The 21640-nt window shown below is 58.5% G+C and carries 26 protein-coding genes; 24 read left to right on the top strand and 2 right to left on the bottom strand.

The annotated features are described in order from the left end of the window. Positions 1–57 precede the first annotated feature (57 nt). The 6 genes from aroQ to H7B67_RS15580 all read left to right on the top strand — a co-directional run bounded on the left by aroQ (position 58) and on the right by H7B67_RS15580 (position 7103). A complete protein-coding gene (gene aroQ / locus H7B67_RS15605; RefSeq protein ID WP_185120764.1) occupies positions 58–507 on the top strand; it encodes a type II 3-dehydroquinate dehydratase in 450 nt (149 codons plus the stop codon). A 17-nt stretch (positions 508–524) separates the two neighbouring features. After that, positions 525–1598, top strand: a complete 1074-nt coding sequence (locus tag H7B67_RS15600; RefSeq protein WP_185120763.1) for a M24 family metallopeptidase — start codon at positions 525–527, stop codon at positions 1596–1598. Between the two features lie 45 nt (positions 1599–1643). Continuing rightward, the gene (gene efp / locus H7B67_RS15595) at positions 1644–2201 is read left to right on the top strand and encodes an elongation factor P (protein ID WP_185120762.1); all 558 of its coding nucleotides are present in this window, start codon (positions 1644–1646) and stop codon (positions 2199–2201) included. A gap of 156 nt (positions 2202–2357) precedes the next feature. After that, a complete protein-coding gene (locus H7B67_RS15590; protein WP_185120761.1) occupies positions 2358–3611 on the top strand; it encodes an aspartate kinase in 1254 nt (417 codons plus the stop codon). Between the two features lie 423 nt (positions 3612–4034). Further along, the gene (locus H7B67_RS15585; RefSeq protein WP_185120760.1) at positions 4035–5537 is read left to right on the top strand and encodes a stalk domain-containing protein; all 1503 of its coding nucleotides are present in this window, start codon (positions 4035–4037) and stop codon (positions 5535–5537) included. Positions 5538–5567: 30 nt separating this feature from the next. Next, positions 5568–7103: a stalk domain-containing protein gene (locus H7B67_RS15580; RefSeq protein WP_185120759.1), complete on the top strand. Its 1536-nt coding sequence runs from the start codon at positions 5568–5570 to the stop codon at positions 7101–7103. Positions 7104–7120: 17 nt separating this feature from the next. Here H7B67_RS15580 and H7B67_RS15575 read toward each other — a convergent pair whose 3' ends face one another. Continuing rightward, positions 7121–7579: a DUF441 domain-containing protein gene (locus tag H7B67_RS15575; protein ID WP_185120758.1), complete on the bottom strand. Its 459-nt coding sequence runs from the start codon at positions 7577–7579 to the stop codon at positions 7121–7123. 121 nt (positions 7580–7700) lie between these two features. Further along, complete coding sequence (gene comA, locus H7B67_RS15570; RefSeq protein WP_185120757.1) at positions 7701–8519, bottom strand: phosphosulfolactate synthase; 819 nt, start codon at positions 8517–8519, stop codon at positions 7701–7703. A 190-nt stretch (positions 8520–8709) separates the two neighbouring features. Between comA and H7B67_RS15565 the strand changes: the two genes are divergently transcribed. The 18 genes from H7B67_RS15565 to xseB all read left to right on the top strand — a co-directional run bounded on the left by H7B67_RS15565 (position 8710) and on the right by xseB (position 21638). Then, positions 8710–8973, top strand: coding sequence for a YqhV family protein (locus H7B67_RS15565; RefSeq protein WP_425353900.1), 264 nt, complete (start codon positions 8710–8712; stop codon positions 8971–8973). Between the two features lie 98 nt (positions 8974–9071). Continuing rightward, complete coding sequence (gene spoIIIAA, locus H7B67_RS15560) at positions 9072–10223, top strand: stage III sporulation protein AA (protein WP_185120756.1); 1152 nt, start codon at positions 9072–9074, stop codon at positions 10221–10223. Beyond that, positions 10220–10738, top strand: coding sequence for a stage III sporulation protein SpoIIIAB (gene spoIIIAB, locus H7B67_RS15555; RefSeq protein WP_185120755.1), 519 nt, complete (start codon positions 10220–10222; stop codon positions 10736–10738). The genes spoIIIAA and spoIIIAB overlap by 4 nt, the downstream gene beginning before the upstream one ends. A 16-nt stretch (positions 10739–10754) precedes the next feature. Then, entirely contained in the window at positions 10755–10958 is a 204-nt protein-coding gene (spoIIIAC, locus tag H7B67_RS15550; protein WP_136371715.1) for a stage III sporulation protein AC, read from the top strand. Between the two features lie 23 nt (positions 10959–10981). Then, positions 10982–11371 (top strand): stage III sporulation protein AD, encoded by a 390-nt coding sequence (gene spoIIIAD, locus H7B67_RS15545; RefSeq protein ID WP_185120754.1) that lies wholly within the window; start codon positions 10982–10984, stop codon positions 11369–11371. 62 nt (positions 11372–11433) lie between these two features. After that, positions 11434–12705, top strand: a complete 1272-nt coding sequence (spoIIIAE, locus tag H7B67_RS15540) for a stage III sporulation protein AE (protein WP_342592521.1) — start codon at positions 11434–11436, stop codon at positions 12703–12705. A gap of 21 nt (positions 12706–12726) precedes the next feature. Beyond that, positions 12727–13443, top strand: a complete 717-nt coding sequence (spoIIIAF, locus tag H7B67_RS15535; RefSeq protein WP_185120753.1) for a stage III sporulation protein AF — start codon at positions 12727–12729, stop codon at positions 13441–13443. An 18-nt stretch (positions 13444–13461) separates the two neighbouring features. Beyond that, the gene (gene spoIIIAG, locus H7B67_RS15530) at positions 13462–14112 is read left to right on the top strand and encodes a stage III sporulation protein AG (protein ID WP_185120752.1); all 651 of its coding nucleotides are present in this window, start codon (positions 13462–13464) and stop codon (positions 14110–14112) included. 35 nt (positions 14113–14147) lie between these two features. Then, entirely contained in the window at positions 14148–14891 is a 744-nt protein-coding gene (locus tag H7B67_RS15525) for a SpoIIIAH-like family protein (RefSeq protein ID WP_185120751.1), read from the top strand. A gap of 136 nt (positions 14892–15027) precedes the next feature. Continuing rightward, positions 15028–15516, top strand: a complete 489-nt coding sequence (gene accB, locus H7B67_RS15520; RefSeq protein ID WP_185120750.1) for an acetyl-CoA carboxylase biotin carboxyl carrier protein — start codon at positions 15028–15030, stop codon at positions 15514–15516. A 58-nt stretch (positions 15517–15574) separates the two neighbouring features. Then, a complete protein-coding gene (gene accC, locus H7B67_RS15515; RefSeq protein ID WP_185120749.1) occupies positions 15575–16945 on the top strand; it encodes an acetyl-CoA carboxylase biotin carboxylase subunit in 1371 nt (456 codons plus the stop codon). Between the two features lie 110 nt (positions 16946–17055). After that, entirely contained in the window at positions 17056–17463 is a 408-nt protein-coding gene (locus tag H7B67_RS15510; protein ID WP_185120748.1) for an Asp23/Gls24 family envelope stress response protein, read from the top strand. A 168-nt stretch (positions 17464–17631) separates the two neighbouring features. After that, positions 17632–18195 carry an alkaline shock response membrane anchor protein AmaP gene (gene amaP / locus H7B67_RS15505; protein ID WP_185120747.1) on the top strand — a complete coding sequence of 188 codons (564 nt, stop codon included), beginning with the start codon at positions 17632–17634 and terminating at the stop codon, positions 18193–18195. An 18-nt stretch (positions 18196–18213) separates the two neighbouring features. Beyond that, a complete protein-coding gene (locus H7B67_RS15500) occupies positions 18214–18444 on the top strand; it encodes a DUF2273 domain-containing protein (protein ID WP_185120746.1) in 231 nt (76 codons plus the stop codon). A 161-nt stretch (positions 18445–18605) separates the two neighbouring features. Continuing rightward, positions 18606–19097, top strand: a complete 492-nt coding sequence (gene nusB, locus H7B67_RS15495; protein ID WP_185120745.1) for a transcription antitermination factor NusB — start codon at positions 18606–18608, stop codon at positions 19095–19097. Then, on the top strand, positions 19094–19951 hold the full coding sequence (folD, locus tag H7B67_RS15490) for a bifunctional methylenetetrahydrofolate dehydrogenase/methenyltetrahydrofolate cyclohydrolase FolD (protein ID WP_185120744.1): 858 nt from the start codon (positions 19094–19096) through the stop codon (positions 19949–19951). Before nusB ends, folD begins: the two co-directional genes overlap by 4 nt. A gap of 33 nt (positions 19952–19984) precedes the next feature. After that, positions 19985–21352 (top strand): exodeoxyribonuclease VII large subunit, encoded by a 1368-nt coding sequence (xseA, locus tag H7B67_RS15485; protein WP_185120743.1) that lies wholly within the window; start codon positions 19985–19987, stop codon positions 21350–21352. Beyond that, the gene (xseB, locus tag H7B67_RS15480; RefSeq protein ID WP_185120742.1) at positions 21339–21638 is read left to right on the top strand and encodes an exodeoxyribonuclease VII small subunit; all 300 of its coding nucleotides are present in this window, start codon (positions 21339–21341) and stop codon (positions 21636–21638) included. The genes xseA and xseB overlap by 14 nt, the downstream gene beginning before the upstream one ends. Positions 21639–21640 lie beyond the last annotated feature (2 nt).

Here is a 21640-nt window from a genome sequence, read left to right as displayed (position 1 = left end):
CGGCCGGCAAGCTTGCGGCTCCCGCAGATCAACCGGAATCATTGAGGAGCGCGAATCATGACCCGTATTTTGGTGTTGAACGGACCGAATTTGAACATGCTGGGCATTCGGGAGCCCGGAATTTACGGCTCGAAGACGTTGAAGCAGATCGAGGCGGATTTGCTTGCGGCGGCCGAACGCCTGGGCGTCGAATTGGAATTTTACCAATCCAACCACGAAGGCGATCTGCTCGATAAGATCCATTCGGCCTTCGGCAAACAGGATGGAATCGTCATCAATCCCGGAGCGTATACTCACACGAGCATCGCGCTTCGCGACGGAATCGCTTCCGTCGGACTTCCGACCGTCGAGGTGCACCTGTCCAACATTCATAAGCGGGAGCCGTTCCGCCATGTATCGATGACGGCGGCGGTCTGCGTCGGCCAGATCTCGGGCTTCGGCTCTTACGGCTACGAGATGGGGCTGCTCGCGCTGTGCGATCACCTCGGCGTCAAGACGGACCGATAAGAAAGGGATGATGACAAGTGCCTAACGAGAGAGTAAGCAAATTAAGGACTTTGGTTCAGGAGCTTGGCGGAGATGCCATCCTTATTACGAACGAGATCAACCGCCGGTATTTGACGGGGTTCACCGGCAGCTCCGGCGTCGTTCTGATATCGGCGGAGCAAGCCGTCCTGCTGACCGACTTCCGCTACCGCGAACAGGCGCCTCGGCAAGCGAAGGGCTTCGAGATCGTCGAGCACGGCCCCGGCATCTACGGCGACGTCGCCGCGTTGCTAAGCAAATGGGGAGTTAAGAGGCTTCTAATCGAAGAACAGGATATGAGTTACGCGACTTTCCTGTCCGTTCAAGAGAAGCTGGATCCCATCGAGCTCGTCCTCTCGCAAGGGGCCGTCGAGAAGCTTCGCGTCGTGAAGGACGAGCAAGAGATCGCCGTCGTCCAGGAAGCGGCGGACCTCGCGGACCGGGCGTTCGAGCATATTCTCGGCTTCATCAAGCCGGGAGTAACGGAAGCATCGGTCTCGCTGGAGCTTGAATTCTTCATGAGAAAAGAAGGCGCGTCCGGAGTCTCCTTCGAGACGATCGTCGCGTCCGGCGAACGCTCCTCCCTGCCGCACGGCAAAGCGAGCGATAAGCTGATCGAGCGAGGAGACTTCGTTACGCTCGATTTCGGAGCCTCCTACAAAGGATATGTCTCGGACATCACGCGCACCGTCGTCGTCGGCCGGCCGACCGACCGCCATCGGGAAATCTACGATATCGTGCTGGAGTCCCAGCTGAACGCGCTGAAGCATCTTCGTCCCGGAATGACGGGACATGAAGGAGACGCCTTGACGAGAGATATCATTACAAGGTATGGTTATGGTGAATATTTCGGCCACAGTACCGGACATGGCATCGGTATGGAGGTGCACGAAGCGCCTCGCCTGGCTCGAAATTCGGACACGATTTTAACCCCCGGCATGATCATCACGGTCGAACCCGGCATTTATCTCCCCGGCTTCGGGGGCGTGCGGATCGAAGACGATGTCGTCGTGACGGATGACGGGATTAAAATACTTACTCGTTCGCCGAAGGAGCTTATCGTTCTGGACTAGCTGCCGTATCGGAGAACCACGTTTCCACAGGAGGGAATTTTTAAAGTGATTTCCGTTAACGATTTAAAGACAGGCCTTACCATCGAAGTGGACGGAGACCTCTGCTCCGTTGTTGACTTCCAGCACGTTAAACCGGGCAAGGGCGCGGCGTTCGTCCGCACCAAGCTGAAGAACCTCCGCAACGGGAACGCCATCGAGAAGACGTTCCGCGCCGGCGAGAACGTCGTACGCGCGCATGTCGAGAACCGCCAGGTGCAATACCTGTACAATTCCGGCAGCGAGTATACCTTCATGGATAACGAAACCTTCGACCAGTTCACGCTGGACAAGAAGCAGCTCGAATGGGAAATCAACTTCCTTCTCGAGAACATGAACGTTAACATTCAGAGCTACCAGGGCGAAATCATCGGGATCAACATTCCGAACAGCGTCGACCTGAAGGTCGTCGAGACCGAGCCGGGCATCAAAGGCAACACCGCTACCGGCGCGACGAAGAACGCCAAGCTGGAGACGGGGCTGAACGTTCAAGTGCCTCTCTTCATCAACGAAGGCGACGTTCTGACGATCGATACCCGCGAAGGCAAATACGTCTCCCGCGCGTAAGAGCCGTCTCCAAGTCCTTGCCCCAAGCACAGAAATGTGCGGGGCAAGGATTTTTTGTATTTCTGGGCCCAAATAGTTGTGCTATAATATACTGCTGTATGCAGATATATAATCCCGAAGATTGAACCAGATGCATGATCAAGGAGTGAAACTGCGTTGTCCTTAATCGTAATGAAGTTCGGCGGCAGTTCCGTCGGAACGGCGGAACGGATGCAGCGCGTGGCTCAGAGAATCATCGACAAGAAGCTGCAAGGCCACCGCGTCGTCGTTGTCGTCTCCGCGATGGGAGACACGACGGACGATTTGATCGATAAATCCCAGGAGCTCAACGACAAACCGCCGGCCAGGGAGATGGATATGCTGCTGACGACCGGAGAGCAGATCTCCGTCGCCCTTCTGGCCATGACGATACACAAGCTAGGTCATGAAGCCAAATCGTTTACCGGCTGGCAAGCCGGCATCGTAACCGAAGCGGTGCACGGCAAGGCTCGCATCTCCGATATCGCTCCCGCGCGGCTGTTCAAGGCGTTGGACGACGGCAATATCGCGATCGTGGCCGGCTTCCAAGGCATGACGGAAGACGGAGAGATTACGACGCTGGGCCGCGGAGGCTCCGATACGACGGCGGTCGCTCTTGCCGCCGCCATCCGCGCGGACGTGTGCGAGATTTATACGGACGTCGACGGCGTTTATTCCACCGACCCCCGCGTCGTGAAGAACGCGCGCAAGCTCGACGTCATTTCTTACGACGAGATGCTGGAGCTTGCCCATCTCGGAGCGGCCGTCCTTCATCCGCGCGCCGTCGAATACGCCAAGCATAACAAGGTTCATCTCGTGGTACGGTCGAGTTTCACTCAGAATGAAGGTACGCTCGTAAGGGAGGAAGCAGCAATGGAACAAGGAGTCGTCGTCAGCGGAATCGCGTTCGACAAGAACGTCGCCCGCATCAGCATTCTAGGGGTAGAAGACGTTCCGGGAGTGCTGGCGAACGTATTCGGAGCGCTCGCGGCGGAGGGGATCGACGTCGATATTATCGTGCAGAGCGGAGTCCAGAACGGTAAGGCGGACTTCTCCTTCACGGTATCGCTGACGGACCGCGCCAAGGCTCTCGGCGTTATCGAGAACATCCGCAGCGTCGTCTCTTACCGCGAAGCTACCTTCGAGGAAGGCCTCGTGAAGGTATCCATCGTCGGAGCGGGCATGGTGTCCAACCCTGGAGTGGCCGCCAAGATGTTCGACGTCATCTCGAAGCTGGACGTCAGCATCAAGATGGTGAGCACGTCGGAGATCAAGTGCTCCTGCGTCATCGCGGCCGAGCCGCTTCACGACGTCGTGCGCGCGCTGCACACCGCTTACGGCCTGGATACGGCCGATGCGGCTTTCGTCGGCGGACCTCAGGATCGCCGCTAATAGATTGTTGCATCTCGACAAGCCTGGCTATGCAGCCGGGCTTGTTTGTTTTTTTGCGTGGATTTTTGGGTCGGTTAGACGGGAGCACCGATTGTGACTATTTAAGAATTATAGGATTATGTCTCTTCTCCCATTCGCTCAGGATACTCGGAAGCTGCCTCTGGAGCGGCATGGATTCCCATGAATCGTCTAAAGATAGTCATATTTAAGCCGCCATGGCACGAAGTTAAAGAAAACCTCAATTTTCCTAAGCCCCGAAACCTTGCCTTGCGAACGTACGTCTACTATTCGGATACATAAATGACGAGCACTTTGGATCTGGGGGCGGATACGGGATGCCGTCGGTGCCGACTCAGCTTCATGGATGGAAGGCATGAGTACGCTCCGGTTTTGAAAACGATAGAAAAAGAGGAGATTGGCGCATTGAAAAAAACGCTAACGTACGCTATTTTATCCGGCTTGCTGCTTGGGAGTCTATGGCCGAGCGCGGCGTCAGGGGCTGATTCGGCGACGAAGAACGGATTCATCGCCGACTATGACGGGCACTCTCTTATTAAGACAGACGGCACGTATTGGGTCTGGGGCGGTTTCCAGAAGCAGACGGTGCCGACGCAGATTCAAGGCTTGACGGATGTGGAGAAATCGTTCGACGGCCAATATGTCCGGAAGACGGACGGTTCCTTGTGGAGGTGGGAAGAGAATAAGAAGACGACGACGGGCTATGATCTCCATAAAGTCGAAGAGATATCGAAACCGATCGACGTTCTGGCGTTCTCCAACGAATACGCTCTTATCTTGGACGAAGAGGGCCGCGTTTATAGAGGATCGCGCTTGGAAGAAGACCCAAGCCGTTATCATTATGCCCCATTGGAAGGAATCGGCGGCGTGGCGGAACTAACCTATTACTATAAATATCCAACGGGAATGATCATCGTCTTCTTGAAGAAGGACGGAAGCGTATGGCGTTCCGATATCTCGCTGACGTCGATCTTACCTTCCGCGGAGATTCGCGATGCGGTCCATATCCAACAAGAAGTCGTCTTGCTGAAGGACGGCTCCGTCCGCGAATGGTCGGTCGAATACGATCCGGACTATTCGCAAGAGAGTTGGAAGACGGAAACCGCGAAGCGCGTCGAAGGCTTGCCAGCCCTCAAGTCCGTATCGTCGAACGGCAAGGCGAATTTGGGAATCGACAGCGAGCTGCGCCTGTGGTTCTGGGGAGCCACGGTCACAGGCTTTTCCGATGGTACAGCCCGCCATGAGCAGTCTGCTCCCGTTCTTCTTACGAATGCGAAGAATGTGAAGACCGCATATGCCTTGGACCGTTCGATATCCGTCCTGACGCAAGAGGGCAAGGTTTACGAGGCTTCGATCGAATGGACGACGATGCCGAAGGACGCCAAGTTTACGCTGCTGGCCGCGAATGCCGTCGGATTAAGTCATTCGATCCTACAGAAGAACGACGGTACGCTTTGGGTATGGGGACACAACAAATACGGAAATTTCGGAACGGGCGACGACAAGGAGTTCACGACGGATATTCCGCTTCCGATGCAGGCTCCGATCGAGGTCGAGCTGAACGGGGAATCCATCCCTCTAAAGAATGGGGTCATTACGCGCAACTCGCAAGCTTTCGTCCCATTGCGCTCCATATTCGAGAAGCTTGGCGCGAAGATTTCGTGGGATGGGACGAACAAGATTGCGACCTTGGAACGGCCGGCGACCGAACGGAACCCTTCCGTTACGGTACGGCTGAATTTCAAAGCAGGAACGACCGCCTTAAACGGATCGGAAGTCAAGCTTCAGAACGAGTTGTTCAGCTCGGCGGGAAGCTCCTATCTGCCGCTTCGATTCATCAGCGAGTCTCTGGGAGCTAAGGTCGATTGGCAGCAGAAGGAAGGCAAGATTCAGATCGCAATGTCATAATAGCCATTCGAAACGGCGAAGGAGATCGACATGAAGAAATCTATCGGATATGCCTTATTGTCCAGCATGCTGCTGGGAAGCCTCGCGCCGAGCGCGGCGTCGGGAGCGGATGCGAAGACGGAGCCTCTTATTTCCTCCTATGAAACGGAGTATGGTCATTCTTCCTTGGTCAAATCGGACGGCACGTACTGGATATGGGGCATGGCCAATTTGCCGTCGGTCCCTACCCAGCTTCAAGGCTTGACGGATGTGACGGCGACGTTCGGCGACAATTTTCTGAAGAAGACGGACGGATCACTCTGGTACTGGTCGAAGGCGACCCAATCGACGGGAATGAATCTTTACAAGATCGAGGGAATCCAGGATCCGGTCGACGTTCCTTTCGTTTACGGCGATAATGCGATAGTCATTGACGCCAAGGGAGACGTGTATAAAGGAAGCCAATCCTATCCCGATTATATTCCCGGCCCTTATACGAAGCTGGCCGGAATCGACAACGTCAAGGAGGTCTCTCTATACGGCGATTCTCTTGCCCAGAAGACGATATTCGTCTTTCTCAAAAAAGACGGGACCGTGTGGCGGACCGATGCGACGTATTCGACCTTCGTGCAGGCGCAGGAGATCGTCGGAGCCGAACGCGTCCAAGCCGATGGCGTCTACCTGAAGGACGGTACCATAAGGGAGTGGCCGAGCAGTTATAATGTCGCAGGGTATGACAAAGTCAAAGGCGATTGGGCGAGCACGTCCTCCATTCCGGTCAAGGGGCTACCGGAACGCTTGATTTTCGCTTGGAGAAACGGCACTTCCAACGTGGCGATAGACGAACAGCGCCGGCTTTGGTTCTGGGGCGCGACGATCACGGGATGGTCGGACGGAACTACGATGAACTCGCAGCCCGCGCCCATTCGCTTAACGGGAGTTCAGGACGTTAAGGAGGCTTATGTGGCGGGGCGTTCCTTGTTCGCGCTAACCCAATCGGGCAAAGTCTACGAAGCTTCCATCGAGTTGAGAGATATGCCGGCCAACGCCGAGTTTAAGCTGCTTGCATCGGATGTCGTCAACATGAAGCCGGCATCGAAGCATCTTCTTATGCAGAAGACCGACGGCACTTTATGGGGATGGGGACTCAATAAATACGGGAGCCTTGGCATCGGCGAGGATAAAGAGGTCGAGATTCGAACTCCCGTCCAATTGCAAACGCCGATCGAGGTCGTCCTGAACGGAGAATCGATCGCGCTTACGAACGGGGTTATAACGCGCAACGGGCAAGCCTTCGTTCCGCTGCGCTCGATCTTCGAGAAGCTTGGCGCGAGGATCTCCTGGGAAGCGGAGAGCAAGATCGCGACTCTCGAACGGGAAGCGACCGGTCAGACCGCAGCCGTCGCGATGAAGATTAACTTAAAGGACGGAACGACCACCTTGAACGGAGAGACCGTCAAGCTTCAGAACGATCCGTTCGGCGCGAGCGGAACCTCCTATCTGCCGCTTCGTTTCATCAGCGAAACTCTCGGGGCGAAGGTGGAGTGGCAGCAGAAGGCGGGGAAGATCGTCATCACCATGTCCTGACGGACGCCGGGCAAGATTCACTTATCCGTAAACAGCTGCAGCACCTTTAAGATAAAGGCGGTAATTCCCGCGGCCATCAGGGGGCCGACCGGAATTCCGCGAAGCATGACGATGCCGATGATAGAGCCGATCACGAGGCCGACGATAAGCTGAGGGTCCACCTTCAGCAGCTCCAGCCCTTTGCCGTTCATGTAGGTGGCGGCGGCTCCTCCGATGAGGGCGACCCAGCCTGTCCAGCTCGTGAAGGCATGCGCCACGTCTTTCAGCTGAACCTTGCCCGAGGCGAAGGGAACGAGTACCGCCAGGGTGAGGAACAGCAGCCCGATCTCGAGCCCTCTTCGTTCGATGGACGGAAGGTACCGCTGCAGGTGAACCAGCTTGACGATCAGGAGAAGGCAGGCTGCGGTTGTTATGATAGGGGATCGGCCGATCAAGCCGATCACGATCAAGCCGACTAGCACGATTTCGCCGTTCATGATTCTCTCACGCCTTCCAGAGGAGAACGCGGTCGGACGGGCATACCGCTACTATATGTTTATGGAGAGGTCCTTCCGCTTAGAACGATAGCGGGAGGACCTGTTCCTTTCTCCGGGCGTTTTAAATCATATAATCCGAAACCAGCCGATGAAGCGCGAACGTATCGGAGCGCAGGCCCCTGCGCAGCGTCTCCAGGGACATGACGTCGGACGGCGCGACGTTGCCCAGGTTGACCTCCGTTCCAAGAATGCGGAGAAGGGCGGCCTGCTGGTCCTTTCTCGGCGCCTCCCACAACAAGATGTCCAGCTCCGGCAGGCTTTGGCGAAGCCGACGCAGCTCATCCTCGCGGCAATTGCCGCTATCGTCGAACAATCCGACGCCTACACCCGATTCCCGGGCTTCGACGGTGACAAGCTCCGCTCCTCTTCCTTTATCCAATTCCACGGTTCTCCGCAAATCCTCCAGAACGATTCTCGATCCCGACTGTTTTTTGCCGTACTCGGTAAATACTCTCAGCCCTCGTTGAGTCGCTTCCGTGATCAAGCTATCCCTCTGGCGCCGGCTCAGCTCGATCGTGCCGTCCGATACCTCGACCCCGTCGAAGCCGAGATCCCCTACCATGTCGAAAAACTCGCTTACCACCTCCAGCCGGACGGCGGCCTCCAGCAGCGTTCCTCCCGGAAATGTCGCGACTTTATGCTGTTTGGCCATGGCGATCTTGCCGCGCAGAATTTCGTCTTTATAGAGCGGAGACGTTCCGAAGCCGAACTTCAGAAGATCGATGTATTCGCCTGCGGTCAGGAGCAGGTCGCTGAAGGCCGCAGGCCCTAGCCCCTTGTCGATGACCATGGACAGCCCCGATTGGCGAGGCTTGCCGCTTCTCCGGTCGGTGGGGTCCTCCAACGAGCATGGCCAGACGGGGCCGGTTTTGATTTCCATAGACAGCTCTCCTCATGTAAAGGTTGAGTGGGATTCGTTCATGCCTGATCAATATATGCAGCGGGATGTGGGCGGGTGCCCGAGCGCGGGGAGACGGAAACCGAATATTAAAATGGCAAACCTAGCAAGTTGTCCGAGACAGCCGCATAGAGTAGGATATGGCACCAATTGATAGAAGGAGGGATACCGAGTGGACAAGACTGTGTTTAGCATGGCGATACTCCGGATTTTCTCGGGGAGCATCGAGCTTACGGCCGCGATCGTGATGCTGAAGCTGAACGACGTGCAGAAGGCGCTTGCGGTCAATTCCATGCTGGCGATGGTTGGGCCGCTTGTCCTGCTTACCACGACGACGATCGGGCTTGTCGGGCTGGCGGACAAGCTTTCTCCGATGCGTTTCGTGTGGGTGACCGTAGGGGTCGGCTGCCTGCTCGTCGGCATCCTGAAGAAGTGACAAGCCCGTTCACGATAGGCCAAGCAGGAATAAAAGGTTCGTCCAAGCATACACATGAATCAGTAATAGACTTGAAACACGGGAAAGGGGGTCTCCATATGCTTCCCGCGTGGCTTGCGATTTTTCCGCCGTCCTTGCGAACGCCGTTGAACAAGCTGCCCGTCAGCGTGATCGAATCGCTCGAGGAAGTGCGAATCCGCGAAGCGAGACCGCTCGAGATCTCTTACGGAGGCCGGTTCGCCTTCTTGACGCCGGACGGCTCGCTGACGGACGAGCACGAGGCGGGCTTTCGGCCGAATCGCGAGGATTGCCGGGCTTTCCTGGAAAAGCTGACCGACCATTCTTTATATGCGGTAGAAGAGGAGCTGAGACGGGGGTACGTCACCGTCGCGGGCGGGCATCGAGTCGGACTGGCCGGCCGAACCGTGCTGGACGGGGGCCATGTCCGGCATCTAAGGGACGTGGCGGCCTTCAACGTGCGGATCGCCAGGGCGAGAATCGGCAGCGCCGCTTCCGTTCTTCCCGAGCTGCTCGATCCGATCGCCCGAACGATCCGCCATACGCTTCTGGTCTCTCCGCCCCAGCAAGGCAAGACGACGCTTCTCAGAGATTTGGCTCGCGCGATCAGCGCCGGAGAATGGAATCACCCCTCGGCGCGAGGCTGGAGAGGGAGGAAGGTCGGCATCGTCGACGAGAGATCGGAGATCGCCGCGTGCGAGCGCGGCGTCCCTACGTTCGATCTAGGTCCGCGAACCGACGTTCTCGACGCTTGCCCGAAGGCGGAGGGAATGATGATGCTCGTTCGGTCGATGTCTCCGGAGGTTGTCGCGGTGGACGAGATCGGCCGTCCGGAGGATGCGGAGGCGCTGCGCGAGGCGCTTCACGCCGGGGTGCGGGTGCTGGCGACGGCCCACGCTTCCGATCTTGCGGACGTGTTCGAGCGGCCGGTCCTGTCTTCCCTGGCCAGAGAAGGAATGTTCGGAGCGTACGTTCTTCTCTCGCGCTCCGGAAGCGAAGTCCGGCATCGGGTGATCGGGTCGCGCGAGGCGGAGGAGGAAGGGCTTCGCCGCCGCAGGGGAAGCTGGAACGGCGTGCCCAGGGACGCGCCCCGGTCGGAGCTTCGTTCGACTCCAGGGGATCGCGATCCGGGCGCCGACAGGCCCGAAGGGACGCCGGGACTCGCGATCAAGGCAAGGGCGCTCCCGCTCATTCGCTCCCCGGCATCCCGCGAGGGAGGGGAAGCGCCGTGATCAAGCTGGTCGGCGCGGCGCTGGTGCTGTTCGCCGGAACGATGCTCGGCTTCCTTCAGGCGGCCAGGTTTGCGGAGCGGCCGAAGCAGATTCGCCACCTGCTGCACGCGCTGCAGCGATTGGAGACGGAGATCGGTTACGGACAGACTCCGCTGCCGGAAGCTCTCGCGCGAATGGCGGGCGTTCTTCCCGAGACGTTAGCAGTTCTGTTCCGGCGCATCGCAGACGAGCTTCGCTCCTCCTCGGGGGAGACGGTGAAGAACGCCTGGGAGCGAATCTTAAGCGAGGGGTGGCCGACGACCGCCATGAAGGCGGGAGAGAAGGAAGCCATGCTTCGGCTCGGCTCCTCCCTGGGCGGCAGCGGAAGAGACGATCAGCTCAAGCATGTCCGCCTGGCCGTTCTTCAATTGCAAGCCGAGGAGACGTCCGCGCGGGAAGATCAGATGAAGTACGAGAGGCTGAGCCGAAGCCTGGGTGTTCTGGGAGCGGCCCTGGTCGTCATCCTGATGATGTAAGTAGGGGGCCGATTCGATGAACATCGATGTCAGCACGATCTTTCAAATTGCCGGAATCGGCATCATTATCGCCATGATTCATACCGTTCTCAAGCAGATGGGCAAGGAGGACATGGCGCATTGGGTAACCGTCATCGGCTTCGTCGTGGTGCTGTTCATGGTCGTGCGCTTGCTCAATGAATTGTTCCAGGAGATCAAGTCGATTTTCCTGTTTCAGTAGCGACGGACAGGCGGGTGAAAGCCTTGGAGATTCTGCAGATCGTCGGCGTCGCGCTGCTCGCCACCATTCTCATCCTCGTCATCCGGGAGCAGAAGCCGATGTTCGCCTTCCTGCTGTCCGCCTTCGTCGGCATCGGAATCTTCCTGGCGATGATCGGCAAGATCAGCAGCGTCGTCACCGTGCTGGAGCAGCTCGCCGACCGGTCCGGCATTCCGTCGGTTTACCTGAAGACGATGCTCAAAATCATCGGAATCGCCTACATCGCCGAGTTCGGCGCCCAGATCATTCGGGACGCGGGGATGGAGAGCGTCGCTTCCAAGGTGGAATTCGCCGGCAAAATGCTGATCCTCGTGATGGCGGTTCCGATTATCAGCGTCATCATCGAAACGGTGCTCAACCTGCTGCCCGCATAGGCTGTATAGGCGTACAAGGGCGCCGATGGCGCCGCGGTTGGTCCGGAAGGGAGAGAAGTCTCGTGCCACCACCACCCATCCTAATCGCGACCCGGCGGCCGGGCTTCCTGTCCCTCGTGCTTCTCCTGTCCGCGTTCCTGCTCTCCTGGTTCCCGTTGCCTTTCGCCCATGCGGTGTCGGAGACGCCTTCTCATTCGGAGACGGCAATCGGGACGGAGCCGGCGCAGAACGGCGGAGATCTCGCGGGAGAATTGGCCGAGCAGCAGGCGGCAGACGTGGATTTCAGCAAGATCGAGCAATATTGGAAGCAATTGAAGGACGATTACGGCGGTTATTTTCCGGACGGCAAGGTGCCGGAGCTGAAGCAGCTGATGTTCCCGGAAGGCGAAGGGTTCAGCGTGGAGACGGTCCTGCTCGGTCTCGCGAAGTTTTTCCTGCATGAGCTGCTCTACAGCGGAAAGCTGATCGTGACCATCGTGATGCTCGCCGTGTTCACCATGATCCTCGAGACGATGCAGAACGCCTTCGAACGCAACACGGTAAGCCGCGTCGCCTATGCGATCGCCTACCTGGTTCTGCTTATCATCGCCGTGAACAGCTTTCACAGCGCGACGAAGTACGCGGCGGACGCCATCTCCACCATGGTTCAGTTCATGCTGGCTACAGTGCCGCTCCTGCTCACGCTGCTGGCGAGCTCGGGAAGCTTCGCGACGGTCGCGGTGCTTCATCCGCTCATCGTGTTCATGATTCATATGATCGGAACGCTGATCCATCTGTTCGTGTTCCCGCTGCTTTTCTTCTCGGCCGTGCTTCATCTCGTCAGCACGATCAGCGATCGCTACAAGGTGACGCAACTCGCGAATTTGCTTCGAACCGTCGGCGTCGGTCTGCTCGGAGTGCTGCTGACCATGTTCCTGGGCGTGCTGTCCATCCAAGGGGCGACGGGGGCGGTGGCGGACGGAATCGCGCTCAAAACGACCAAATTCGTCACCTCCAACTTCGTGCCCGTCGTCGGGAAAATGTTCTCGGACGCCGCGGACACCGTGCTCTCGGCGAGCCTTCTCGTCAAGAACGCCGTCGGATTGGCCGGGGTCGTCATCCTGCTTTTCCTATGCGCCTTCCCGGCCATCAAAATCCTGACGCTGTCGCTCATCTACAACCTGTCGGCGGCCGTGCTCCAGCCCCTCGGCGACACGCCGATCGTGCACAGCCTGCAAGTCATCGGCAAAACGCTCGTGTTCGTCTTCGCGGCTTTGGCCGCGGTGGGCTTGATGTTCTTCCTGGCGGTGACCATCATCCTGACCGCGGGCAGCGCCTCCATCATGATCCGATAGCGTAGGAAGGAGGCGTCCGCCATGATGGCGGCTTTAACCGAATGGCTCAAGCAGATAATCGCCGTCATTTTGCTGGCTTCCCTGGTCGACCTGCTGCTGCCGAATCAAACGATGCAGAGGTACATTCGCCTGATCGCGGGGCTCTTCATCCTTCTCGCCTTGGTCGGCCCCATGCTGTCGTGGATCAAGTCGGACTTCGGAACGAAGCTGGCCGCCGATCTCGAAGCGGTCAGGCAGCGCCCGGAGAACGCCGCCGAGCAGTTGGCCCAGATCGAGGAGGACGCGTCGAAGCTGCGGATGTCGAGGGAAGAGCAGGCGGCTAGCCTGGCGTCGGCCGGGCTGGCTGCCCAGATCAAGGAGACGGTGGAGAAGGAAGCGGGAGCCGGCGTGCGGGACGTTCAGGTGCAAACGGAGACGGACGCGGAAGGAGTCGCGAGGGTGCAGGCGGTCAGCATCGTGCTCCGGGACGCGGCCGGCGACAAATCGGATTCGGAGTCTGATCGCGAAGAAACGGCCCCGATTCGAGAAGTGGAGCCGGTCGTCATCGACCTCGATTCCATAGGCAAGGAAGACGATTCGCAAGAGAAGGAGCTGCCCGCCATGTCGGAGGAAGAGACGGAAGAAGAGAAGCAATTGAAGCGGCGAATCGCTTCTCTTGTATCGGCAAGATACGGAATGGGAACGGAACAGATCGACGTCGAGCTCGAGAACGGCGGAACGGAGCAAACGAAATCCTGACGCGAGGAGGCGAAGCGGATGGCCAAGTGGCTGCAGCAGCTCGAGACGTTCATCGGAGGGGGGCCGGGCGGCCCGAAGCGGATCAAGGCGTTCCGCTGGCTGGTGCTCATCGGCCTCGTCGGCGCAGCCTTGCTGCTCGCCGCCTCGTACTTGAACGTCAAGACGCTCGATCCGTCCCGGGACCCCGGGCTCTCGCCGCCGGGCGACGCGGAGGAGGTTCCGCAGCAGGAAGCGTTTATCGGCGGCGACCAGAGCGATAAGGACCCTTTTCTCGATATCGAACAAACGCTCGAGGGCCGAATCAAGAGCATGCTCGAGAACGTCGTCGGCGTGGGCACGGTCGACGTCTTGATCACGGTCGATTCGACCGAGGAGAAAGTCGTGGAGCAGAACGAGAATTATCAGTCGCGCATCACGAACGAAGAGGACCGGAACGGCGCCAAGAGGCATATCACGGAGGTCGATCGCCAAGGACAGGTCGTCCTGTACGAAGTGTCGGGCGGCGAAACGCCGATCGTGGTCAAGATTCTCAAGCCGAAGATCAGGGGAGTCCTGATCGTCGCCAAAGGGGCGGAGAACGCGACCGTCCATCGCATCGTCGCCGAAGCGGTAGCCCGGGGACTGGACGTTCCGCTGCACCGGATTTCGGTCGTCCCCCGCAAGCAATAAACAACGATCGATAACGAAATGGGAGGCTAAGAACTATGAATAACAGAAGACAAACGATCTGGCTGGTATCGATGCTGAGCTTGATGGTCATTCTGTCCGCCTACTACTTGTTCACCGAAGACGTGCACCCGGCGGGACAGCCGGTCCATCAGGAGGCGCAGACGGAGGAACAGGCGGCGGGGGAATCGTCGGGCGTGACCATCACGCAGATCGAGACGGCTCCCGGCAAGGAAGGAACGACGACGGACGGAACGGCGACGGACGGAACGGCGACGGACGAACCGACGACGGACGGAGCGGCGACGAAGGAAGAGGATGCGGTCGCGGGCGCGGACAACGAAGACGAATCCGCGACGGCCGACCCGGCGGAATCCGGAACGAAGTCGGACGAGGAAGTCATTCAGGGCATGACCTCTCTGACGGGACGCGAATACTTCGACGACGCGCAGCTTCGCCGGATGGAGTTCTACGACAAGGAAGAAGAGCGGCTTAACGCGATCATCGCGGACAACAAGAACTACAGCGCGGAAGAGACGTCCGCGGCGGTCGAGGATCTCAGCCGGCTGGATGCCGTCGAACAGAAGATTACTAGCCTGGAGGAGAAGCTGACCACCGACTACGAGAATGCGGTCGTGGAAGAAGAAAACAGCAACTTCAAGGTGGTCGTCCAGGCCGACAAGTTGGATAAGGCCCAAGCGGTCGCGATCCTCGATCTGGCGGCGAAGGAGCTTGAGGTCACGCCGAACCAGCTGACGGTTCAGTACATTCCGAATCCGTAAGAGCGAGCCAAGGGCGAGCTCGGCCTCCGGCCGGGCTCTTTCCATTTCTTTCGATTATGATATAATAGTTCCGTTATCGGAACGATAGTAGATGCCGAAGACGGGGAACCCCCGAAACCAAGGAGTGTCCGAACATATGTTTAAGTTAAGCGAGATTAAAGAATTGATTAAATTAGTGGATCAAACTTCCGTACATGAGCTAGAGATCGAGAACGAAGGCGCGCGCCTTGCGATTCGCAAGCCGGGCAAGACGGAAGTCGTGAACGTGCAATCCGCGCCTGTCGCGCATACATACGTGCAAGCGCCTCCTCAAGCGATCGCCGCCGCCCCGGCCTCTCCGGCGCCCGAAGCGGAATCGAAGAGCGAAGCGAACAGCCGCGCAGGCCTGCATTCGATCGTCTCCCCGATGGTCGGTACGTTCTACCGCGCTCCTTCTCCGGACGCGCCTCCATTCATCAACACGGGAGACCGCGTCACCGAGAAGACCGTCGTGTGCATTCTGGAAGCCATGAAGCTGATGAATCCGCTCGAAGCGGAAGTCAAGGGCGAGATCGTCGAGATCCTGGCCGAGAACGGCCAGCTCGTCGAATACGGCCAGCCGTTGTTCCTCGTTAAACCGGAATAATAGCCAAACGCACTGGGCCATTGCATGCGCCGGTTCCAACAAAGGAGGATTTCAGCTCTTGAAAATCAACAAAATCTTGGTGGCCAATCGCGGAGAGATCGCGGTTCGCATCATTCGCGCCTGCCGCGAGCTGGGAATTCAGGCGGTTGCCGTCTATTCCGAAGCCGATCGCGAATCGCTGCACGTACGCTTGGCCGATGAAGCCTATTGCATCGGTCCCACAGCCTCCAAAGACAGCTATCTGAACCTTACGAACATCATGAGCGTCGCGACCTTGACGGAATGCGACGCCATCCATCCGGGCTACGGCTTCCTGTCCGAGAACGCGGACTTCGCGGAGATCAGCGAGAGCTGCAACATCGCCTTCATCGGGCCGTCCGCCGAGGCGATCTCCCGCATGGGCGACAAATCGGTCGCGAAGCAGACGATGAAGGAAGCCGACGTTCCGGTCATTCCCGGCTCGGACGGGCTGATCGAGGACATCGACGAAGCCGTGCGAATCGCCAGGGAGATCGGATATCCCGTCATCATCAAGGCGACGGCGGGCGGAGGAGGCCGGGGAATCCGGCTGGCCGACGACGAAGAGATGCTCGTGCGCGAGATCACGACGGCCCAGCAGGAAGCGGAGAAGGCGTTCGGCAACGCCGGCGTCTACCTCGAGAAGTACCTGACCGGGATGAAGCACGTCGAGATCCAAGTCATCGCCGACAAGCACGGCAACGTGTGCCATCTTGGCGAACGCGACTGCTCCGTGCAGCGCCGCCGCCAGAAGCTCGTCGAGGAAGCTCCTTGCCCGGTCATGACGCCGGCGCTGCGCGAGCGGATGGGCCAAGCCGCGGTCCGCGCGGCCAAAGCCGTGAACTATTCCGGCGCCGGCACGATCGAGTTCCTGCTCGGTCCGGACGGCCAATTCTACTTCATGGAGATGAACACCCGGATTCAAGTCGAGCACCCGGTCACCGAAATGGTTACGAATATCGACCTGATCAAAGAAATGATCTCCATCGCGGAAGGCAATCCGTTGTCCTTTACGCAGGAACAGGTGAAGTTCGAAGGAGCGGCAATCGAATTCCGAATCAACGCGGAAGATCCGGACCGCAATTTCATGCCTTCGCCCGGAAGAATAGGCTTCTATCTTCCTCCCGGCGGACCCGGAGTACGGGTCGACAGCGGCGCTTACCCTCAATACATGATCTCGCCTCACTACGATTCCATGGTGGCGAAGCTGATCGTGTGGGCTCCGACCCGCGAGGAGGCGATCGCTCGCGGACGCCGCGCGCTGAGCGAATTCGTGATCGAAGGCGTCAAGACGACGATTCCGTTCCATCTGAAGCTGCTCGAGCATCCGATTTTCCACAAGGGGACCTTCGATATCAAGTTCTTGGAAGAGCATGACATCAATTCTCCTTATATCTCGGAAGAAGAGTAAGCAAGTCCGAAGGAGTTTGTCATAAATCTGCGGCAATGCTATAGTATGAATTAGAATCGGATTAGCCGCTCTGGCGCGGCTCTATCGGAATCAAGGAGGTGGATTGAAGAATGGAAACATTGGTACCCGATTACGAAAGGACCGAGATGGGAACCATTCAGATCGCTCCGGAAGTCATTGAAGTTATCGCGGGCTTGGCGACAGTCGAGATCGAAGGCGTAGCGGGAATGAGCGGCGGCATCTCTTCCGGCATCGCGGAGCTTCTCGGACGCAAGAATCTGTCCAAGGGCGTGAAGGTGGAAGTCGGCCAACGCGAAGCGGCCGTCGACGTCAACATTATCGTAGAATACGGCAGAAGAATCCCGGAGATCGCTTCGGAAATTCAACGCAACGTGAAGCGCTCGATCGAGGTCATGACGGGTCTTAACGTCGTGGAAGTGAACGTGCAGATTCACGACGTGCACTTCAAGGCTGCCGAGAAGATAGAAGAAGAAGAGACGCATGCGCGTGTTCGATAAAGCATCCGCTTAGGAGACATTCAAGGCGGACGCCCATTTCGGCTTGCGACTGCCGGCGCGTGACGGCCGATTCCTCGCGAGGGTCGGCTGTTAGGCGCTTTTTCTCCATCATGCAGGGTTGATAGGAAGCCAGAGTTTCGTGCTGGCCAGGACTGGAGGAGACTCAAGTTGATCAAAGTAATGGACAGGCTGCTCTTGTTCGTGTACAGCTTGGCGGTCGGAGCGGCATCCGTATTCGCGATCGTGATGGCCGCGGGAGGCTTCGATGCCGATTGGCTCAAAAATGCCGTGGACGATATTATCGGGGAAGACGCCCTCGTTCAAACGTTGGTTATCGCGATAGGCGTCGTCCTGCTTCTCTTGAGCCTTCGGATCTTTATCGTCTCGTTCAAGCGTTCGGGAGGCCAAGCGCCTTCGATCAATCAACGGACCGAACACGGCGATATTCGCATCTCGGTCGACACGGTGGAGAATCTCGCCCTTAAAGCCGCTTCCCGCACACGCGGTGTGAAGGATCTGAAGGCCCGCGTTCGCGCGGCGGACTCCGGCCTGCAAATCATGATCCGCGCTTTCGTGGACGGAGATACTCCGATCCCCGCGCTGTCGGAAGAGATGCAGAAGACGGTATCCGAGCTCGTTCAGGAGACAACGGGCATTCCGGTATCGGAGGTCTCCGTCTACATAGCCAACGTGACTCAAGCGCCTACCACCTACAAGAGCCGCGTGGAATAGAGGGAGGGAACGCCACCGATGTGGAAAGACTGGTGGGACACCTACGGCGGACGCTCGGTCGGAATAGCGGCGGGATTTCTGCTTGGAATCATCTATTTGATCAGCGGATTTTGGGACATGCTCTTCTTCGCTCTCCTCTTGGGCGTGGGGTACGCCATAGGCAAGAACAAGGACTTGAAGCGAGGGCCGCTCGTGCGTTGGGAACGGCTGACGGAATGGATGAACGATCGCTGGCCTTGGACTCGATAGTTCGAACTTCAGCCCGGCCCTAACGGGTAAGGAAGGGTGCGCCGCGAGCAAATCCGGGCGTCCAAGAGCCAAGGGCATAAGGATGGGTATGAAGCTAGCTCCAAACGGGGATAGGAAATAAGGGATGGAAGCAAAGTTCTCGGAACTCGATCGGAGGATTCATGAAGCGAAGATTGGCAAGAGAAATTACGGTGCAATGTTTGTACCAAATGGAAATGAACGGCGTAGGGGCCGAAGCGGCCGTCGATACCGTGATGGAAGAGATCCGTCAGGACAATGAGCTCGAAGCGGACGTCGAGGGCGTAATCGCCGTCGACGCCTTTACGCGCGAGCTCGTCCGCGGAGTATCCGAGAAGCGCGAACGATTGGATAGCCGATTGGCCGCTTTCTTGACGGGATGGCAGGTCGACCGCTTGTCTAGAGTAGATCGCCAGATTTTGCGGCTTGCGGCTTATGAGCTCGAGTACCGGACGGAAGTGCCTGCCAAGGTCGTCGTGAACGAAGCTATCGAGCTGGCCAAGCACTTCGGGACCGACGAGTCCGGCAAATTCGTGAACGGCGTTCTCGGCCGAATGATTCGGGAGAAGCAGTCGAAGAACGACGAGCCGGCTTCGCCGGCCGCGAGCAATGCGGAGGAAGGGGAACAAGCATGAGCGCACATGTAATCGACGGCAAGAAGATCTCGGATACGATTCGCGAAGAGATCAAGGCGGAAGTCGAATCGCTTCTGGAGCGGGGAATTCGGCCGGGGCTGGCTGTCGTCCTCGTCGGGGAGGACCCAGCCTCTCAGGTATACGTTCGGAACAAAGCGAAGGCTTGCGAGGATCTCGGCTTCTATTCGGAGGTCCACCGCCTGTCCGCCGAGACGACCCAAGCGGAGCTTCTCGCTCTGATCGACCGATTGAACGAACAAGCTTCTATCCATGGCATCCTGGTTCAGCTGCCTCTGCCGAAGCATCTGGAGGAGAAGCCGGTCATCGACGCCATTTCGGTAGAGAAGGACGTCGACGGGTTCCACCCGATCAACGTCGGGAACCTGATGATCGGGGACGACTCCTTGCTCCCTTGCACTCCGGCGGGGTGCATCGAGCTGCTGAAGAGAACGGGCAACGCTCCCGCGGGCAAGCATGCCGTCGTCATCGGCCGCAGCAATATCGTCGGCAAGCCGGTATCGCTGCTGCTGCTGAGAGAGAACGCGACGGTCACGGTCTGCCATTCGCGCACTCCTAATCTAGCGGAAGTGGCGAGAGGAGCCGATATTCTCGTGGCCGCCGTCGGCGTGCCGAAGCTCGTCAAGCGCGACTGGGTGAAGCCGGGAGCCGTCGTCATCGACGTGGGCATCAACCGGCTGCCGGACGGCAAGCTGTGCGGCGACGTCGATTACGAGGACGTTCTGGACACGGCGGGCTGGATCACTCCGGTTCCCCGCGGCGTCGGCCCGATGACCATCACCATGCTTATGTCCAATACGCTTAAAGCCGCCAAGAAGACGCACGGCTTGAGCTAACGGCAACGAATATCGCGGAGCGGAGGCGAAGAGATGGAACCATCACGAGTGCTTAGCATCCGCGACGTCAATAGATACATCAAGATGAAGCTGGAGGGAGACCGCCAGCTTCAAGACGTCTGGCTGCGCGGAGAGATCTCGAACTTCACGCGGCATTCCAGCGGACATATGTATTTCACGCTTAAGGATGAGAGCGGGCGGCTCAAGAGCATCATGTTCTCTTCCCATAACCAGCGTCTGCCTTTCGTGCCGAAGGATGGCATGAAGGTTCTTGCGAGAGGCGGAGTCTCGGTTTACGAGCGCGACGGGCAGTATCAATTCTACGTGACGGCGATGCAGCCGGACGGGATCGGCAGCTTATACCTCGCCTTTGAACAGCTTAAACGCAAGCTGGAGGAGGAAGGGCTCTTCTCGGAACGGCTCAAGAGACCGATTCCCCGGTTCCCTCGCGCCATCGGCGTCATCACTTCCCCGACCGGAGCGGCGGTTCGGGATATTCTTATTACGCTTCAGCGCAGACATCCCTCCGTTCCCGTCATCCTTTATCCGGTTTCCGTACAAGGAACGGCCGCGGCTCCTTCCATCGTGAAGGCGATCGCCGCGATGAATCGGCTGGCGGAAACCGACATCTTGATCGTCGGACGCGGGGGCGGCTCGTTGGAGGAGCTGTGGGCGTTTAACGAGGAGGCCGTCGCGAGGGCGATCCGCAAGTCCGCGATCCCGATCATCTCGGCGGTCGGCCACGAGACGGACTTCACGATCGCGGACTTCGCGGCGGACCTGCGAGCGGCCACGCCGACCGCGGCGGCGGAGCTCGCGGTGCCTCACGCGGCCGAGCTGAGGCAGCAGCTCCAATCGCTGGAGACGAGAATGGCGAAGTCTCTTAAGCTGACGGTCGCGAAGTCTCGCGAGCGCTGGCGGCATGCCGCGCGTTCTCCTTTCTTCACTCAGCCGAGGCGAGCGCTGCTCGCGAGAGCGGAGCAGCTTGACCGGCTGAGAGAACGCTTAAGGTACCGAGCGGAGGGACATGCGGCCAGGGCGAGGCAGCGCCTGTCCCAGCTGGAAGGGCGTCTCGCCGCGGCCAGTCCGGCGGAACAGGCGGCCTATGCCCGAAAACGCGCGGACGCGGCCGCGAGAGGGTTGACTCTCGCGATGAAGAACGCGCTTCGGGATAAGCAAGGACGCTTCGGATTGGCGGTGCGCCAGTTGGATGCGCTTAGCCCCCTGAAGATCATGTCCAGAGGCTACAGTTTGGTATACGACGAAACGGAGAAGTCGCTCATCCGTACGATTAAAGAAGTTCAGCCCGGCGATATCGTCAAAGTCCGATTGGGGGACGGGCGAATGGATTGCCAGGTTTGGGCGCTGCAGGAGGAGGAGATCGCGAATGGCCAACCCTAACGAACGGCCGGAAGCGGAGGAGAAGGCCAAGACGGGAGACGGAGACATCGCTCTGACCTTCGAGGAAGCGATGGACCGGCTGGAGAGAATCGTCTCCCAGCTCGAGAGCACCGACGTGCCTCTCGAGACGGCTATCGAGCTTTATCAGGAGGGCATCGCGCTCTCGCGCTTATGCGGCATGAAGCTCGAACAGGTAGAACGACGAATCGAGATGCTCGTCGAAGACGAGAACGGGCTTCAGCGCAAGCCCTTCGCTCCGGGGCGCGAGGAATCGGGAGCGGAATAAAG

It is taken from the genome of Cohnella thailandensis (genome assembly GCF_014212135.1).
Taxonomy (GTDB): domain Bacteria; phylum Bacillota; class Bacilli; order Paenibacillales; family Paenibacillaceae; genus Cohnella; species Cohnella thailandensis.
This window is presented reverse-complemented; position numbering and strand designations above follow the sequence as displayed.